Genomic DNA, 19087 nt, shown 5'->3' with positions numbered 1-19087 from the left:
CTGTTCGCGCCCCGGCCAGGATTTTCCCTTTCATTTCCCTTCCGATCCCACAGGTCCGCATGAATCCCAGGTTCCTCCGTTCCCTGTTGCCGTGGCTGGCGCTCACGCTGTTATGCTCCTTGGCCGTCGCCGCCGAAGAGATCAAGCCGCTCGAACCCATCGACACCTCCAGCCCCAGGACCACCCTGCGCGGCTTCCTCGAATTCATGGACGAGGCCTATGCCAAGGGCGACGGCCTGGTGAACAACTATCTGGCCTCGTCGCGGCTCTACCTGTCGCCGGACGAGGTCGGGACCATCGCCAAGGCCCGCTACGACTTGTTTTCCGCCGAACGGGCGCTGGATTTGAGCCAAGTGCCGCCCGCCATGCTGGACGAGGCGGGGCGGCGGCTGACCTTGCAATTGAAGGAGGTGCTGGACCGCATCGAACTACCGCCCTGGGAAGCCATCCCCGACGCCCCGGCGATGGCCGCCGCCGAATTCAAACGCTGGACGATACCCGGCACCGAAATCCGCCTCGTGCGGATGGAAACCGGGCCGCGGGCGGGCGAATACCTGTTCGGCCCGGAAACCGTACAGCGCATCCCCGATTTCTACGCCAAGGTCAAGTATCTGCCCTATCGGTCCGGCGCCCGCGGTGGCCTGTACGATTTCGTCTATTACCGGCCCACCGGCGTGGTCTTGGCGCTACGCGCCATCGTGCCGCCGCGCTGGATACTCGGGGTGCCGGGCTGGGCCATGGCCAGTTTCCTGGACCAGCCGGTGTGGCGCTGGATCGGCATCATGGGGGTGTTCAGCTTCGGCTTCGGCCTGGCGGTGCTGAGCTTCCGCCTGAGCCAGCGCTGGGTGGGCCGGACCGGGGCCGCCGAACGCTGGACCGAGTTGCTGAGGCCGCTCAGCTTGGTGCTGATTATCCCGGTCGCGGTGCTGGTGCTGACCCAGATGTTGCGCATTTCGGGCGAGGTCAACGCGGTGCTGACCTTGTCGCTGTGGAGCGTGTTCTATCTGGCCCTGACCTGGCTGGTGTGGGTGGCGGGCGGCGCCTTGGCGGAAAGCTTGATCGAGTCCGAACGGCTCATCACCAGCAGCATCGACAGCCAGTTGATCCGGCTGGTATTGCGCTTGGTGACTTTGGTGCTGGCGGTGGTGATCCTGGTGGTGGGCGGGGACCGGGTGGGCGTGCCGGCCTATTCGGTGGTGGCGGGTTTGGGCGTGGGCGGCTTGGCGGTGGCCCTGGCGGCGCAGCAGACCCTGGCCAATTTGCTGGGATCGCTCATCATCATGTTCGAGAAGCCCTTCACCATCGGCCATTGGATCAAGGTGGGCGATATCGAGGGCGTGGTCGAGAGCGTCGGTTTCCGCAGCACCCGCATCCGCACCTTCTATGACTCCTTGGTGAGCATCCCCAGCAGCGAGTTGGTGAACAGCACCGTGGACAATATGGAACTGCGCCAATACCGCCAGGTCAAGACCACCCTGGGCCTGACCTACGACACCACGCCCGCCAAGCTCGGAGCCTTCGTCACGGGGGTGGAACTCATCCTCCGGGCCGACCCCGACACCCGCAAGGACAATATCCAGGTGGCGTTCAACGACTTCGGGGCCAGCAGCTTGGATATCCTGTTGAATTTCCTGATCCGGGTTTCGAGCCGACGGGAAGAATTGGCGGTCCGGCAGCGGATTCTGCTGGAGATTTTGCAACTGGCCGAGACTTCCGGCATCGGTTTCGCCTTCCCGACCCAGACCTTGCATATCGAGAGCCTGCCGCCGGGCAAGTTGGCTTGAGTTCCCCCCGTTCCCGCCGGTTCCCCAACGCCGCTTGGGAACCGGCGGAAGTCCCTACCGCTCGGCGACGCCCAAAATCACCGCCCCCGCTTTGAACACGGCGGTCGCCGCCTCACCCTCCTTGATATCCAATTGGTCCACGCTGTCGTTGGTGATACTGGCCGCCAAGGCATCCCCTCCCGCCAACTTGATGACCACTTCCGCACTGACCGCCCCGCGCTGCACCCGCTCGACGACGCCCGCCAACTGGTTGCGGGCCGAGAGCCGGTAGCCGCCGAAGTCCTTGACCACGACAACCTGTGGCGCTTTGACCAGGGCCACCACTTCCCGGCCAGCTTCGATCCCCAGGGTTTCCACCGCCTTGTGGGTCACGGCGGCGACCAGTTCGTCGCCGCCCTTGAGCGCGATGATCGCCTCCGCGTTCACCGCGCCCGGCACCACGCGCTTGACGTTGCCGAACAACTGGTTGCGGGCGCTGGATTTCATCCCGAAGCGGCGGTGCAGGAACCTGAAATTGGGATTGGCGGCCAGTTCCCGGTTGAGCCGGTCGAGGAAGACGCGGTGTTCCTCTTGCAGCCGCTGGAACAGGTTGAGCAATTCCTGGCCGGCCGGGGTCAGCCGGGTACCGCCACCGGCCCGGCCACCGGGGCTGCTATCCACCAGCAGTTCTGGCGACAGGTTGTTGGCGCGGTCGATCAACTCCCAAGCGCCTTTGTAGCTCATGCCGATGGCGCGGGCGGCCTGGGTGATGGAGCCGGTGCTGGCGATGGCGGCGAGCAGGCGGAACAGCCGCTCGTTGAGGCCACCGATCAGGGTGAGTTCGCCCTGGACCAGGGCGGGCAGGGTGGATTCCGGGACGGGATGGGACATGCGAGGACTTCCTGTGCGGGGATGGGAGCGGGGTCGCGCGGCGGCGGCCGGTTTGGCGGCACAGCATACACGGTATTTTCCGGGTTCCCACACGCCGCGTGGGCACCGGGGAGATCAACGGCAACCGTCGCTGCCGCGGCGGATATCACCCAGGCTGCACTGGCCGAAGCCGACCACCTGGGCATGGAGGCTGGATTGTTGGGCCGGTTCGGCGGGTCCGGTCGCCGGGGTTTGGACCTGTGCGCGGGTGGCGGCGAGGTTGTCGTCCAAGGCCGATTGGGCGGCGGTGTTCGCGCCTGCGGCCAGGGTGTTGGCCCCGGTCAGCACCGCCGTCAGGGAGGGCGGGGGCGGCGGTGCCCCGGTCAGATTGCCGGTCACTTGGATATTGGACACGCCGATGATGGCGGTGGCGGCGATGGCGACATTCTTGCCGCCGATCCCGGCCTCGCCCGCGTTGACCACGCCGCGGGGGGCGACCAGGGTGACATCGCCGAAGCGGGCGGTGCGGGCGCGGTCGCCGAAGATGCCGGTCAAGGGGCTGGCGGCGGTGTCGCCCGCGCCGATATCGGCGCCGGTGGAACCCGATTGCGCCCGGATGCCGCTGCCCGACACCGCCGCCGGGAACACCACCACCAGATTGCCTTTGGCATCGAAGCTGTAAGTAGGAGAAGGAGCCGACAGCGCCGCCTTGGCCCCGCGCCCGGCGTCGATATCGCCTTGTTCCGACCACAGGGTGATATCGCCCCCGCCCAGGGTGAACACCCTGGATTGGTTCACCCGGAAATCGCCCTGCGACAGCGCCTCGATCCGCCCCGAGCGCTGCGCCACGATACCCAAATCCGCCGCCGTCTTGTTGCCGCTGAAGGCAGTCGCGAGTCCGACATCGATCAAGCCGCCGGGGGCCATGAGTTGGATATCGCCGCCGTCCAGGGTTTGTATCTTGCTGAAGAACAGCTTCATATCGCCTTGGTCATCCTGCCCCGGCAATAGCGTGGCGATGGCTTGTTCGCCGCGGCGGTAGGCGGCGGCGCGGCGGACAGGATCGGTGGTCCGGGCGGCGGCGATCCCGGCGGCCTTGAGTTCCCGGAACAGCACGGCCAGGATCAATTCCCGCTGGCGCACGGCGGGCAAGGCTTGAAAGCGGGCCAGGGCGGTGGCGCTGTCCAAGTTGGGGTCGCCCAGCAAGGCCCGCATGTACAAGGTCAACGGCCCGGCATAACGGCCTTGCAGATAGGTCTGGATGAAGCCTGGATAATCCGGTGCCCGGCCCAAACCGGCCCAGGCCGTTATCGACGCCCCGCCTGCGGGAAGCGCGGGATTGGTCAGATTCCCCAGGGTGGTGATGCCCGCCGAAGTGCCGAGGTCGAGGTCGCGCCCGGCCAGCACCTGCAACTGGCCCGGTCCCGCCGCCGAGATCGGCAGGCCGTCGAGGCTGCTGTCCAAGTCGCCGGTAACGGGGTCGCGGAGGATGGGAAAACGGATATCGCGCCCGGCCCGGATTTCGGAAATATCGCTGGCACGGAGGTTCTGGAGTTCGAGTCCCAGTCCCACGATATCCCGGCCTGCGCTGACTTCGGCAGGTTCGGCGGTAACCAGTAGGGAGGCGTGGTCCGACACGATATCGCCGTGTTCGGAGGCGATCAGCACCGGGTCGGGATCGTCCTGGTGGACCGGCACGGTGGCGTGCAGGAAATCGGTATTGGCGAGGTTGAAAATATCCAGCCGCTTGGCGGCGTCGTTGAGGCTGGCTTGGGGAGCCGAGACCGGTAGCAGCAGCGCGGGGTCGGTGTCGGATTGGTTGATGAACACCTGCCCGCCCTGGTCGAAATGGATATCGCCGTCGGCCAGCAACTCCAAATCGCCCTGCGCCGCCGGGAACAGGTCGAAGGAATGCCCGACCACAAGCCCGCCACCGAGGGCGTAGGCTTGCAGCGAGCCGGGATAGAGGGTCAGCATCCGGGCGGCGTCGATATCGCTCAACACCGGGCGTCCGTCGGGCGTGGTGGCGTCGTACAGGAGATAGTTTTGCTGGATGATGCCGGTGTCGTTGTTGAGCGCCACCGTGCCCGCCGAGCTTTGCAGGTTGAGGCTGGATTGGGCCGAATAGGTGGAGAAATAAGCCGTCTTGTCGGTGTATGCGGAGGCCGTGAGCGTGAAGGGATTCAAGGCCGCGCCCACCGCGATGCCCTGGGCTGCACGGACCTCGAACCGGGCATCGCCCAAGGCGAACACCGGACCCGCCGTGTATTGGGAACCGCCGATCACCGCGCCCTGGGCGGTCAGTTGGGCCGTGCCCTGTTCCACATAGAACACCCCGCCCGCGATATCCCCGCCCGCCGTGATCCGCAAATCCCCGCCGCCACGCACCCGCTGGGTATTCTGAGTGATTTGGCCGTCGCCGCCGACTGACCCGGTGGGTTTGGCCGTGGTCGGCAGCATGGCCGAGAGGTCGCGCACCGTGCCACCCGCCCGCACCGTGATATCGCCGCCACCCAAAGCGCCCAGGTTTTGCCGGAAGCCGAATTTGAGGTTCTGGGTTTCGGCATCGCTCGAACCCGCCACCACCAGGTTATCGAAAGCGATACCCCAGGCTGTGGGCCGGTCCTTGGTGTCGATGCCGTCGTCGGGGTTCCAACTGCCGGTACGCACCAGCCAATCCGACATCAATTGCGATGTGGCCGCGCCGATGATATCGCCCTGGGCGCTGAGGCTCAGATCGCCGCCATCGACCGGATATTCGGCGTAGAAGGCTTTGCGGGTCAGGTCGAAACCGAAGCTGCCGTAGCGCTGGGCGTCGGTGGGACGGCCCGCCGTATAGATCGTGGAGCGCGAGTCGGTAAGCTTGATATCGCCGCTGGCCGTGGCGCTGATATCGCCGGTGCCGGTGCGTACCGAGGCACCCGCGCCGATGACGAGGTCGTGGGCCGCGCCCGCGGTCGCTGCGGGATCGGCACTGCCGAGGTCCGCGCCCGCCGCCAGCCGGTAGCTCCAGGAGAAACCGGGTTGCGGCATCAGGGTATCCAGCAAGTTGGGAGCCGCGCCGTCGATCTGGAAGAAGTTCGCCAAGGATTGGGCGTTATAGGTGACGAAGCCATCGGAGAGATTCTGGCCTATCGTCAAGCCGCCCGCCGCCCGTAATGTCAGATGGCCCGGCACCTGGTCGGGACCGAAGCGCCAGGCGTTGCCCTGGCTGTCCGGGAACGAGAAGTCCCAGCCATTGGCTTCGACCAAATCGCCCTTGATTTGGCCGGGATCGTAGCGGTTGCCGCCGCTGGGGAAGACCCGCACGAACAATTGCCGGAACGTGGGCGAGGCCGGATCGGCGTCGAAATAATAGCTGCCGTCGCTGCCCAGCAGGCTGGAAGTCCCGGCGGTCAAGGTCCGCGCCGTGCCGTCGGAGCCGATCTGGGTCAGGCCGCCGACCGGCCCGGCGATATCGTCCAGGCGGGTGGTCCAGACCTGGGCACTGCTGGTCGCGGTCCAGGCATGGCCCGCGAGGCTGCCGCCCAGGTCGAGGTTCAAGTCGCCGCTGGCCTGGATATCGAGTCCGGGCGTCAATTGGAAACCGCCGAGCCGGGTTTGCAGATCGGGGTTATTGGTGGCGGCGTCCATATAGGCCGCAGTCTCCGCATACCAAGCGGCGATATTGGCATTGGTCAGCGGTATGTCGCGGTAGACCCGCACCGCTTCCACTTCCAGCGTGGCCACGCCGCTGACCGTGCCGGGGGCGATGGCGACGGCGGCATCGTCCGTGCCGACCCGCCCGGCCCGCACCCGCACCGTGCCGCCTTGACCGCTGCCGCCCGCCGCCACGTCGATATTCGCGCCCGCTTCGATCTGGACCCCGCTGGCGCGGCTACCATCGCCCAGCGCATTGAGGACCACCGTCCCGCCATCGCCGTCGCTGGCCGTGGCGCTGGCTTTGATCCGGGCCGTGCCGGTCAACCGCACGGTTTGCCCGGCGTTCAAGGCTACCGTGCCGCCCTGTTCGCCGCGGGCGTCGAGGCTGCCAGACAGGGCGATACTGCCGTTATCGGCGGTGAGATTGAGGCTATGGGCGCGGACCGTATCGCCCTGGGCGATGGCGATATCGCCTTGCCTGAACCGCAGGGCAAGGCTCTCGCTGAAACCGGCGGCTTGTAGCTGGGTGTTCAGCGCGGAGAAATGGGCCAGGCCCAAGTTCAGCGCGTCCAGGCTGAACGAGCCGCCCGCGCCCGCCTGGCCCGCTTGCGCCGACAAGCCGCCGTCCAGATTGACCCGGCCTTGTCCCGCCGAGAATTCCAGGCTGCCAGCATCGCCGCCGCCCGCGTCCGCCGCCACCGTGATCCGCGCCCCCGCCGCCAAGTCGATATTGCCCGCTGCCGAGGACAGGGCCACGCTGCCGCCCGGCGCGTACAGCGTTTTCCCCCCCAAAGTCACCGCCCGGCCTCCGGCGTCGAGCAAGGTACCGCTGTTCAGGGCGATGTCGCCGCTCGCGGCCAAACTCAGGGAGCCTGCGGGCAGGACGATGGGTGTCGCCACCGAGATCGATGCGGCTTGGATATCCAAGCGGGCTCCCAAGCCCTCGGCCACGCTGGCGGATTTCCCACCCGCGAGCGGGTCGAGCGTGACGCGGTGGCTGCCCGCGTCCAGGGCGAGGTTGGCCCCGGCCAGGGCGGCGAGCTTGCCGGTAGCTATCGACAAATCGCTGTCCACCCGCCAAGTGGTAGTGCCCGCCACCAGGAAAGCATCGCTGGCCATGAGCGAAATGCTGTGGAAGCCGTTCCAGGTTTGGTCGCCGGAACCGGTTTGGATTTGCTGGGCCGTGACCACCAAATCGCCCAGCCCGGTGCCGGAATCGGTCGCTGTCGCGCCGTCGGGGTTAGTGAAGCTCACTTGATCCGCCGTGATCCGGGCCGTTTGTCCCGCCGCGCCCCATCCGCGCAGCCCGGCGCTTTGCACCACCAGGCTTTGGGCGTTCACCCCGGCGTCGCCGTAGACATCCAGGCTGCCAGCCGCGGTCAGGCGCAATTCATCCACCTTGAGCGAATTCAGCAAAGCATCGCCGAGGACCAAGCCCGGCGTGGCGGCGGGCGCGCTGCCCAGGCTGATCCGCTCCGCGCCCAGGGCCAGGGAGCCGCCGTCCATTTTTAGATTGCCCTGTAGCCGGTTATCCACGGTGCCATACAGCCCCATCGAGCCGGTGGCGCTCAACACCGCACCGGCGTTGACGGCGAGACTGCCGGTATGCGCCGCATCAGCCAGCGGGTCGGTTTTGAGGTCGATTTGCGGGCCGGTCGAGAGCCGCACCCAGGCGCTGCCGGTGTAAGTCCCGTCCGCCGCGCCGATTTGCCAAACGCCATCGCCCGCGACGGCTTTGCCTTGGGCTTGCAACGTGGCTCCCGCGCCGATGTCCACCCGGTCCTGGGCCGCCAGGATGATTTCCTGGCCTTGCAACGAGGTGCCGGGAGCGACGGTCACGGATTGGGCGGTGAGGTTGAGGCGGGTCGTGCCATCGTCGCCGCTGCTGCGGCTGCCGCCAAGCAGGAGGCTTTCCACATTCAGCCGGTTGAGGTCGGCGGCGGCGAGGGCGACGCTGCCATCGTCCACGCTGTCCGCGTTGGCTTCGGTGGGGACGATGCTCAAGCGGCTGGCGGCAATATCCACCCGTCCGCCGCGTCCGCCGCGTCCGCCGTTCGCGGCACTGGCCGCGAGCGTGCCCGCCAGTTGCAGGGATTGATCCGCCGCGACCACGAGACTGCCCGCGTCCAGGGGCAGGCGCGGCGTGGTTTGGTCTTGATCCTGGGCGCGTTGGGGATAGAAAGCGTTGGCGCGATGGATTTCGTATTCCGAGCGGGTGCGGGCGATGCGGCCCGGTTCGACTGTATAGCCGCTAGTGCGGGCGTCACGAAACCCGGTATCCGCCGTGTAGCGATAACCCGCGACCACGGTCGAGCCATCCAGCCGGGTGTAATGCGAACCCATGGGCAGGTCGGTGGTGCCGGTTTGCGGCGTGACCAGGAAAGCGCCCGGCAACAGCGCGTAATGGGCGGGCAACAAAACATAGCGCCCGGCGGGCAGGCCGCTACCCGCGCCCAGATAGATGCTATCGCCCAGCTTCAGGCCGGAAGCCTGGAATTCGATGGGATCGTAGGGCGCATAGGCGCTGCCGAATTGGGGCAGGATCGCGTATTTCTCTTGGTAGCTGAACGAACCGTCAAGATAGCCGGGATCGTTGGGATCGAGTTGGTCGGTGGAACCGCCCGGTCCCTGGATGAACTCGAACGCCTGCAAATCGCCGCCGCCTGAGAGGTCGAGTTTGGCCCCGCTGGCGACCCGGACCGCTGGACCCTGGAGTTGGATGGATTTGGTGGGTGGCGACTCTATAATCCGGTCATCGGCCCCCAAGGGGAAAATCCAATCCAATCCGCCCTGGGTGCGGCCAAACGGGATGATGAGACCCTGCGCCGAAACCGAGGTCAGGCTGCCCGCCGCCAAATCCAGGCTTTGCGAAGCGTCGAGCTTGATCTGGCCCAAGGGGGCGCGGAGTACGCCTTGGCTGTCGATCCGCGCCGCTGACAGATTCAGTTGTCCGCCCGCCGACAAGGGAGCTTTGGCCTGGGTGTCGCCCGGCAGGATGCGGATGAGCCCGGCGGGGTTTTGCGCCGGGTCGATTTGCAGCGTGAATTGGCTCAGGGTGCTGGGATAGATTTGCCGGGCGGCGAGGTCGATTTCGCCCGCCGCCGCGAATTGCCCGAGCAAATCGCCTTCCGCGTTGGGGTTGAGGCCGATCAGGCGGATATCGTTGCGGCTGTGGAGGCCGGTTTGCTGGAAGCCTTGGAGTTCGGTCGAGCCGGTGAGGTCGATCCAATCGGCCTTGATGTTCAAACGCCCGTCGCCGCCCTGCGTTCCATATGCGCCGGTCCGGTTCAGGCTGGAACCCAAGGTCGCGCTGTTGGCGCTCAGGTCCACCGTGCCGGTATCGCCCGGCTGGCCACGGTTCCAGGCCAGGATGGGGCTGTCCAAGGTCAGGGACTGGGCCAGTTTCAGGGAGACATCGCCCTCGAACTGGAGGCTGCCCTGCTTAGGGAATTCCGCCTGGAAGCCCGGTGTACCGGGAGCCGCGACGGCGGTTTTGAGCGCGAGGCTGGCGAAACCGCCCCACTCGACTTGATCCGCGCCCAGATAGGCTTGGCCGTTGAGGCTGGCGGGAATCGCGCCGTCCAGGGCCGCGCCCGCCGCGAGTTGGGCCGTGGCGATCTGCGCGAGGTGGAGCGTGCGTGCCCCGGTGGGGATGGGCAGGGCGTCGGCGGGCAGGTTGTCGGTGGCGAAACCCCGGCTCCGGGCGTCCAGGGTCAGGCTCAGGCCGCCGCCGCTGGCACCGGGCGCGGCTCCGGCCTGGGCGCTGAGTTTGCCATCGGCCACGATGCCTTCCGCTGCGGTCAAGGCGATAGTGCCGCCGTCCGAGCCAATCAGCCGCCGGGCATAGCCGCCCTGGTTGTCCTGGGGGATATCGAGCGGCGCAGCGGTGCCGGAGACATCGATCACGGCGTCCCGGTCCATCAGCACATAGCCCCGGTGGGCGGTGAGCGCGACCGTACCGCCCGCTTCGACCTGACCCAATATCAACCCGGCGTTGTTGGGCTGGGCGACGACCGCGCCCTGGGCCAGCAAGCGGGCATCGGGACCGAGGCGGATGGCTTGGTTGGGATCGTAGCCCCGGTCCAGCGTGGCACCGATGGGATTGATCGTGAGTTGGATCGTCCCGGCGGGGGCGCTGAGCGTGCCGTCGATGCGGATGCCGGTGTCGGAAACGAGGGCGATTTTGCCGCCGGGATCGGTGGCGATGGACGCGCCGGCGCCCAGGCTCAAGCTGTGCTGGGGATCGTAGGCACCGACCTGGGCGTCGTGATCCAGGGTCAGCGTCAGATCGACCGGGGTGCGGAAGGCTTCCGGTTGCAACACGGCATGGCTGAAACCGGCCAGCGGGGTGCCGCTGGCCTGGGCCGGATAAGCGCGGTCCAATTCCCAGGTTTCCAGCCGTAAATCCAAGGCCGTGCCGGGCGCGATGGACAAATCGCCGCCATTGGCGGTCAGGGCGATCTGGCCGAAACCGCCATAGGCCAGGGTGTCCGGCGCGAGATTCAACTGGGTGGCGGCGGCCTCCGCCGGGTCCGGGTCCGGGTCCGCGCCCACCCGGATAGCATTAGCGGTGATCGCCAAACTGCCACCTGCGGATAAACCATGGGCGCTGAGGCTGGCTCCGAGCGCGAGCGTGGTCGGGGTGTTGCCCGCCACGCCCAGCGCAATCGATCCGCCCGCGCCCGCCGTGACCTTGCCGTTCTTCGCCAGCCACGCCCCGCCGTCGGCGCTGATCCGGCTGCCTTCCGCCAAATCCAGCCCGCCCACGGCATGCAGGGCGATGCTCCCGCCCGCGATAGGTAGGGCCACAGGATCGAGGGTTTGGCGGTTGCCGGGCTGGTCGTTGACCCAGAGTCCGCTGGTGTCCAGACGGGTGGCCGCGCCGAGTTGGAGATCGCCCGACAAGGTTTCGGCAGCCCCGGCGATGTGCTGGGTGGCGAGCGTGATGCTGCCCGAGGGCGCGGAGATATTGCCCTCGACCGACACCGCCCCGCCATCGAGGTCCAGGCTACCGGCGGCGGGGAGTTCGAGGTCGGTGTCTTGGGCGATGGCGATCCGGCCACCGCTGGAAATCTGCAACTTCTGCACCCCGCCCCGGAATAGCTCGTTGCCCAGCACCAGGGTGGGCGGTGTGCCGTCGGCGCCGAAGCCGGAGACGGGATCGCTGGCCGATAGCTTGAGCGGTGCGCCCAGGTTGCGGAATTCCACCGCTTGCTGGCGCTGGCCCGACCAAGCCAGATCGATGGACAAAGTGCCGCCCGCGGGCCGTTCGGAGATGGCCCGTTGATAGCGGTCGGCCACGGTGGCGGCTTTTACCGTGCCATCCAGGGAGAGGTCGCGGGCCTGGATATTCAGCGTTCCGGCGGATTGGCCTTCGGTATAGCCCTGCTCGAAACGGCCCTGGCCGACGGGGCCGGGCAAGTCCCAAGTCTGGGTGATATTCCAGCGCGGATGCAGCAGGCTGAACCGGCCCAGGAGGGCGTCGTAATGGCGGTTGGGGTCGGCTTGGGCAATATCGTAAACCTGGTCGCCCGAAACCAATTGCGTGGTTTTAAGCCAGCCGTCGAGATAGCGCACCGCCCCGCCCGAGACATCGACCACCGCGCCCTGGCCGAACAACACATCCCCCTCCGACTCCAGGTTCACCGTGCCGCCGTTGGCGTTGCGCTCCTGCACCGAGCGGCGGATGCGGGCGATGGCCCCGGAAATATCGGCCAAGGGCGTGCCTTTGCGGATATCGACCTGTACGGTCTGGCCGTGCAGGATACCGTCCTTCTGCAAGGGCGAATCGCGCAGTTCGTTGTCGCGCAGTTCCACCGACACCACATTGCGCGACATGGGCAGGACGGTTTTGCGCGAGCCGGACACGTCGATCCGGCTGCCGGGTTCCAGCACGATGCGGCTGGGATTGTCGGCGGTGGTGGCGAGCAGGGGATGGGCGGGATGGGCGCTGGCGGTGAGATCGACCTGCCCTCCGTGCGCCACGAGGGCGGACCCCGCCGCCATGACGATCTTGCCGCCGCCGATTTCGACCCGCGAGGGTGTCTGGGCTTGTTCGTCCACCGCCTTGCCCTTGGAGGCGTCGAGATCGACGCGGGTGGTGCTGCCCGCGTCCAGGCTCACCGTGGCCTGGAGGCCCAGGCCATCGCCCAGGTCGCTGGCGCGGCGGGTGGTTTGCGGCACGAGGTGGAGGGCTCCGTTGCTGTCGCGCTCGATAGCCGCGCCTTCCCGCGCCAATAGCCGCACCGTGCCGTTCAGACTGACCGAGGTGGAGGCCGACACCCGCCCTTGTTGATGGATCATGTAGCCCAGGGCGGTCACATTGCCGCGGGCCGCCACCAGTTTGCCCAGGTTCTGAATGTCGCCACCGGTCTTGACCTCGACCAGGATGCCGCGCAGCTTGGAATCGGCGTCGGCTTCCTGCAAGTACACCTTGTCGGTGGCGGCGGCCAGCACCACCTGGCCGTCGGGAGCGCTGACCGTGCCTTGGTTGACGATGGCGGGAGCCACCAACAGGATGCGCCCGCCCGCCGCGTTGCTGGCGATGCGGGAGCCGGGCTGGGTTTCGATGCTGATTTTCAGGGGCTGGCCGTGGGCGTCGAGCAGGGGACGGCCCTGGGCGTCCTGGCGGTAGACCTGGCCGGTGCCGGTCAGGGCCGCCACCGGCTCGCTGCCCTGGGATTGGTTGATGAGCTTGGTCAGCCCGCTGTTGAAGGCCGCGTCGGAGATATTCAGCGTGCTGGCGACCAGGGAATTCACATTAACCTGTGCGCCGGGGCCGAACACGAAGCCGTTGGGATTGACCAGATAGACCTGGCCGTTGGCGTCGAGGGTGCCGAGGATGCGACTGGGTTGGTCGCCGGGGCCGATACGGTTGAGGGCGACGGCGGCGGGGCCGGGCTGCTTGAAATGGACGGCGTTGTTAAGGCCGATGTCGAAGCTTTGCCAGTTGAGGATAGCTTTGTCGGTCTGCTGGTGGATGGTCATGGCGTTGCCCACGACCTCGCGGGTGGCTTGTCCCGCCGTGGCCCAGGCGGCGGCGGGCACCGGCAATTCGGCCCGCGCCGCGCCGATGCCGCCGCACAGCAACAAACCCCGCACGGCCCGGCGTAAATGCCAGCCTCCGGCGCGACGGTCCCGCCGGGTCCGGCCCATCAATGCCGGACCCCGGCCATACCCCGTGGCCGTATGGTCAGGGCGGGACGCGGCACCGGCCTACGGTCGTCATCGGCCCGCCTTGCCTCCCAACCCTGTGCCCCCTCCACCATAAACTCACTCCGCCGCCCGCCGGGCCGGTTTGCCGGGCCTGGGTTCGACGCGGGCGAAGCCCGGTCCCGGTTCGGCGATGTGGGCTTCGGTGACAGGACTCGGGTTCATAACGACCTCAGGAACAGGATCAAATCCAGCCGTTCCCGGTTGTCGAGCCCGAGATGGAAACGGCCATCGTAGAAGTCCAGCACATTCCCCAAGGCCGGAGCCATGCCGTTGTGGAAATAAGGCGCCCTGGCGGCGAGCCCGCGCAGCCCCGGCACTTTGAAGCGGCCTATGTCCGCCCACAGGCCGGTGAGCATAGCCCGGCCCGGATCGGTGGTCGCGAGGGTCGCGCCGGTGGTTTTATTCCGCAGGGTATAGAGCGGCAGATCGCCGCTACGGTTGGCGGCGTCGGCAACGCCGGTATCCATGTAATGGACGCCGGAATCGCCGCCGACATTGGGGACGTTATGGCAGGTGCTACACGTCCCGACCAGGGTGGCGGGACTGCCGAAATCGGGGGAATCGTTCAGCCCCGCCACCCCGGAGATGACGAAAGTGCGGGTGTTGAACAGCTTTTGGCCGCGGGCGATGGCGGCGCGGATGTCGGTGGGGTCGGTGTCGATCAGCTTATTCCAGGCGTTGAACAGGGTGAATACGGTGGGATCGAAGGCCGCGCCGCTGCGGGAGTCGCCGCCGAAGGCGTTGATGCCGGGATAGAAGCGCTGTTTCGACAGCGGGATGGGGCCGCCCTTGAGGGGGGCCGGGGTCAGCGCCCCGGCCTGGAAGTCTTCGACTTGGGCGGTGAACAACCGAGTCTCGAAAGCGACGATGGCGCGGCGTTGCGCCATGGGGAGCGGGGAGCTTTGGGCGTGGCCGGTGGTGGCCGTGTTGGCTTGGTTGCGCAGGTCGAAGGCGATGGGTTTCCCGTCCACCGTTTCCCGCCCGTCCCACATGACGGCGTTCAGGAACTTGAGGTTGGTGGCGGGCAGCGGGCGGCGGTAGAGGGAAAGTTCGGTCGAGACCGGGGTGAGATAGTCGTAGGGATCGCTGACGGCGGCAAGTTGGAACTCGGCCTGGGCCGGAAACGCCAGGCCGAAGCGGATCAAACCCTTGTTGAGCAGGAGGCTGTAGGCGCTTTGGCGGTCCTTGAGGGTTTTGACCTTGGCGTCGGGGCGGTTGGCCCCGTCGTGGGTCCTGAAGATGGGGTCGGTGCCCTGGCTGGCGTCGAAGCGTTGCTTGAGGGCGGCGGGGGTGATACTCCAGCCGTTTTCCGGTTTATGGCAGGTATCGCAGCTCCGGCCATTGCTCCCTAGCACTTGGAAAAAAGGATTGTCGGCGTCGATCACGCCCAGGGTGTTGTGGGTGGCGACCGCGCCGGTGGCGTTGGGCAGAGGCGTGTCGTTGTCCAGGGCCAGGGCGGTATGCGAAGCCAGCACCAAGGCGGGGAGAAAGCGGATTGCGGTCATGGCGGATTCCGGGCGGAGGCGGGGGCGCCCACCCAGGACGCCCCCGGTGGGTCAAGGGGCCGAGCGCGCTGTGAGCGATTCGAGGTGGAAAACCTGCCTGCCGCCGAATTTGTCGCCGGGGATGACCAGTTTCATCGCGCCTTCGGTGTCGTCCAGGGGAATTTGGGTGCCGGTGGCATCCACCGTGGCATAGGCCACCATGGCTTGCTGGCCGCCATAGCCGGGGTCGATTTCGGCATAGGACAGGATCGCCTGGTAGCAATCGGTGGCGGTGGCGGCCAGGTATTTCCTGAGCTTGTCGTTCTTGCGGTTGGCATCGACCACCAAGCCGGCGGCCTGGATCAAATCGTACAGGGGCACCCCGACGAAGGTCTTGGTCACCATGCCCGACGCGCCGGAAAAATAGCTGACCGTCACTTTCGAGGGCGGGTAGGTGGCGAGGCTGGCCGGGGTGAAGGTTTTCGGCGTGGCGATGGCGGGACCGGCCAGCCTGAGGGTGGTGGACGGCCCGCCCAGGCAACTGGAGGCGGCCTCGGCAGTCGCGGTCAAGCCGAGCAGCAGCGACACGGCCAAGGCCGGTGGAACGAAAGTGCGGAATAGCATGGTTTGCTCCTGAATCGTTAAGTGGGAACAGCCATCGCGGGAACGCTCGTCCGATGTGCCGTCCATCCCCCTGGCTCCGCCATGCGCCACCCCAGAAGGTGGCGCGGGTTTACGCGATGTTGTCCTAGTTATATTGATTCCCGCTGGACTGGGCAAGTCGCTATGTATTTAAAAAACAGCGCTTGATCCGATCCGTCCCATGCACGGGATAGAACACCAGCGGCGCTTCGAGATATTTTTCAATAAAATCATTTAGTTATTCTGTATTTTACCAGACTTGTGAAATGCGGCATTTCCATCATTGCGGAGGTAAATCGCGCTAGACGGTGAGGCATCGTTGTTTACTCAAGGCTATGGCTTGCTTTAGGATTGGATCGCGCTATGTAGCCATCCATATAGTTGCGAATGCGCCTGGGGACCGGAATCCGCCGCGTGGGCGGTGCCCGGTCCCCGGCGCGGAACCGCTTCGCCCGATTGCCCATCCTTCGATGCCACCGAATCCAGGAGCCTTCACATGCCAACCCCCGTTTTCCCGAAAACCCTATTCGCCACGCTGCTCGCCGCGTTCGCGGGCACGGCGTCCGCGCTGACCCCCGGCGACGGCGATCCCGATATCGTCCTCTACGTCCCCGGTTCCCAGGCCAACGACAAGTTCTTCGCGCCCGCCCTCTGTTCGTCCAACATCCACACCTATTTCCAGAACTACACCAGCGACCCGAGCAAGGCCACCAACAACGATTACTGGGCGATTTATTGCAGCACCGACGGCAGCAAGGTCAGCGGCCTCGTCGGCACCAAGAAGCTGTGGATTTCCCGGCGGCGCTTGGGCGCGTCCTATGTGGGCCTGGACGCCCTCAAAGGCACCAAGCTGACCTATCTGGAAAAACCTTCCACCGCCGCTTGCACCGCCTTTAGCGGCAGCTTCACCAGCGGTGGCACCACCTTCAATTACGATTATTCCTGCACCACGGTGACGCCCAATATCACCGCCACCGGCAGCGTGTCCGATGTCACCCCGGACGCCTTCCGCGGCGGCGACAACGTCCCCACCGGCCAGGCCGAGATCGTCGCCAGCGGCATCCCCAACCGCAACGCCATCGCCGGCCATATCATCGGCACCCCGGTCACGCTATTACTACGCAACGCCCTGCAATATGCCCAGGTGCTGAGCGGTGCCTTGCCGAGCAACTGCGCCGTGCCGGGCAGCACCACCAGCGCCAATATGGACGAAACCGCCGCCTGTATGCCCAGCCTGAGCAAGCAGCAACTCGCCAGCCTATTCAGCGGCGCGGTGTCGGATTGGGATAGTTTTTCTGTGAACGCCTCGGGCACGGCCCTGACCCTGAGCCAAGTGGCGGCGCGCTGGGCCTCCAACGGTGGCAGCGCCAGCTATCTCAAGGCACCGGACGACACCACGGTGCATATCTGCCGCCGCGAGAACGGGGCCGGGCAGCAGGTCGCCCTGCTCGCCACCATTTTGCAAAACCCCTGCCTCGGCAATTCCGCGCCGCGCTTGGTGCAGCCGGGCGGTTTCACCGACGCCCAGCTCGCCACCAGCCTCGGAGCCGAGGACAACTGCCTGAGCGACTTCAACAACGGCACCACCAATTTCCTCCCGACCGCCAAGGGCAACCGCTGGGCCATCGGCATCCAGACCACCGAGCGCAATGTCTCGCGCTCCGCCAATTACCGCTTCATCAAGATCGACGGGGCGGCCCCCACCGTGGAACAGGTGGCACTGGGTAAATATCCGCTGTGGTCGGAATACGGCATCCAATGGATGAACAACGTCACCGCCGACCAGGGCAATGTGCTGAGGGCGTTGGTCAAGTACGGCCAGAGGCCGGACAACGTGAACGCCCGCAACCAAGCCGATATCCACAGCTTCGGCACGGCGGGCTATGTGGCCCTCAGCGCCAACGGCTACGTGCCCGACCCGGTGTTCAACGCCGCCAACCCGGTGACCCCGTATACCCATAAACGCGCCGGTGGCGGCATCGACGCCTGCACGGTGCCCGTGGTCAATCCCGACTACGGCACGGCCGAGCTGCGTTGATCCTTGAAGGGGATGCGAAACGATGAAAACAACACGATTCAACCTGCTGGGCGGGGCGGGCCTGTGCCTGCTGCTGTCCACTCCCGGCGCGGAAGCCGCCATCGCCGACGGCGCGGCCCATGCCATTCCCACCGATACCCATTCCGGTGCCAGCGGCGAACTGTTCCTGAACGTCTGGGACCCGGTTGCCGCGAAGTCCTATAGCCTCGATCTCGGCGTCACCGCCGAGGAGTTCCTGCTCGACGCTTCCGGGCGGGTCTGGCATTTGGACCCGCGCTTCAAGGCCCTGGCCGCCGCCGGCAATCCCCTGCGCTTCAACATCGCGGCCAACAACACCTATGGCGGCATCGCCGCGCCCGGCGTCGGCGCGGCACCTTCGGGCTGGGGTTTCGCGATCACGGCGCTGAACGATCCGGTGTCGCTGGGCCTGCTGATGGAGCTGAACGATAAGAGCGCCAGCCTCGCCGTCAGCCAAATCTCGGCGGCGATCCAGACCCGCGTGGACCACCTCAACCTCAACGCCGCCGCCGCCAACGGCTTAACGCCGGGCGATTTCACCACCATGACCGATTTCGCGGCCAACCTGAGCGAAACCACCGACGCCACCGACGATGCCTATGGCGCGTATTTCGATTACCTATGGGGCATCGATATCGCGGGGAATTTCGGGTTCTCGACCGCCGCCACGGTGCGCGACGCCGACGGGGCCAAGGACCAGAAGCTGCGGTTCTTCTTCCTGGGCCTCAAAGCGCCCGGCGTCAACAAGCTGAAAACCACCGACCTGGGCGGCGGCACGGCCTTCTTCAGCCTGAATCCCGCCAACGCCACCCTGCTGTGGTCCCACGGGGGCCGGGGCGACAACCTGACCCCGGTGGCGGTGCCGGGACCGGCGATGAAGGTGGAACCGGGCGCGACGGTGGTCCTCGACGGCAGCGCCAGCTACGACCCCGATTACAGCGGCGACCTGGGTTATGCCTGGACCCAGGTGTCCGGCCCGGCGGTGACGCTGGGTTCGGGCGCGGGCCCGGCCAAGGCGGTGTTCGTGGCCGGACAGGCGGGCGATACCTACCTGTTCCAACTGGCCGTGACCGACGCCGGCGGCAGGATCGGCAAGGCCTACAAGCGGGTCGTCGTGCCCAACCACAGGCCGGTGGCCGTGATCCACGGGCCGGCCACGGTGGCTCCCGGCGGCACGGTCAACTTGGACGGGGGGACCAGCTACGACCCGGACGCGGGCGATGGCATCGTGGCCTACCAGTGGGTGCAGATCGCAGGACCGGCCACCGGCCTGAGCGGTAGCGCCCTGCCCACCCTGGGCTTCACGGCGGGGGCCAAGGGATCGGTCTACCAGTTCTCGCTGGTGGTGACCGATAACCACGGGCTTGCCAGCGTGCAAAAGAAAATCCGTATCAAGGCGCAGTAATGCGGGTCCG

7 protein-coding genes are annotated in these 19087 nt (G+C 66.6%); 3 read left to right on the top strand and 4 right to left on the bottom strand.

Going from position 1 to position 19087, the window contains the following annotated elements; all coding sequences use genetic code 11:
* The first annotated feature begins 59 nt into the window (after positions 1-59).
* Positions 60-1784 carry a mechanosensitive ion channel family protein gene (locus tag B9N93_RS01065; protein ID WP_085210092.1) on the top strand — a complete coding sequence of 575 codons (1725 nt, stop codon included), beginning with the start codon at positions 60-62 and terminating at the stop codon, positions 1782-1784.
* A 54-nt stretch (positions 1785-1838) separates the two neighbouring features.
* Here the strand turns inward: B9N93_RS01065 and B9N93_RS01060 are convergent, their stop codons facing one another.
* The 4 genes from B9N93_RS01060 to B9N93_RS01040 all read right to left on the bottom strand — a co-directional run bounded on the left by B9N93_RS01060 (position 1839) and on the right by B9N93_RS01040 (position 15598).
* A complete protein-coding gene (locus tag B9N93_RS01060; RefSeq protein WP_085210090.1) occupies positions 1839-2654 on the bottom strand; it encodes a TOBE domain-containing protein in 816 nt (271 codons plus the stop codon).
* Positions 2655-2768: 114 nt separating this feature from the next.
* The gene (locus B9N93_RS01055; protein ID WP_125468784.1) at positions 2769-13430 is read right to left on the bottom strand and encodes a filamentous haemagglutinin family protein; all 10662 of its coding nucleotides are present in this window, start codon (positions 13428-13430) and stop codon (positions 2769-2771) included.
* Positions 13431-13648: 218 nt separating this feature from the next.
* A complete protein-coding gene (locus tag B9N93_RS01045; RefSeq protein WP_085210086.1) occupies positions 13649-14995 on the bottom strand; it encodes a hypothetical protein in 1347 nt (448 codons plus the stop codon).
* A gap of 51 nt (positions 14996-15046) precedes the next feature.
* Entirely contained in the window at positions 15047-15598 is a 552-nt protein-coding gene (locus B9N93_RS01040; RefSeq protein ID WP_085210084.1) for a molybdopterin-binding protein, read from the bottom strand.
* A 514-nt stretch (positions 15599-16112) separates the two neighbouring features.
* On the opposite strand from B9N93_RS01040, the gene B9N93_RS01035 reads away from it, so the two are divergent.
* Positions 16113-17654: a hypothetical protein gene (locus B9N93_RS01035; protein ID WP_085210083.1), complete on the top strand. Its 1542-nt coding sequence runs from the start codon at positions 16113-16115 to the stop codon at positions 17652-17654.
* A gap of 22 nt (positions 17655-17676) precedes the next feature.
* On the top strand, positions 17677-19077 hold the full coding sequence (locus B9N93_RS01030; protein WP_085210081.1) for a PKD domain-containing protein: 1401 nt from the start codon (positions 17677-17679) through the stop codon (positions 19075-19077).
* Positions 19078-19087: the final 10 nt, after the last annotated feature.

The sequence above is a fragment of the Methylomagnum ishizawai genome (genome assembly GCF_900155475.1).
GTDB classification, from domain to species: domain Bacteria; phylum Pseudomonadota; class Gammaproteobacteria; order Methylococcales; family Methylococcaceae; genus Methylomagnum; species Methylomagnum ishizawai_A.
This window is presented reverse-complemented; position numbering and strand designations above follow the sequence as displayed.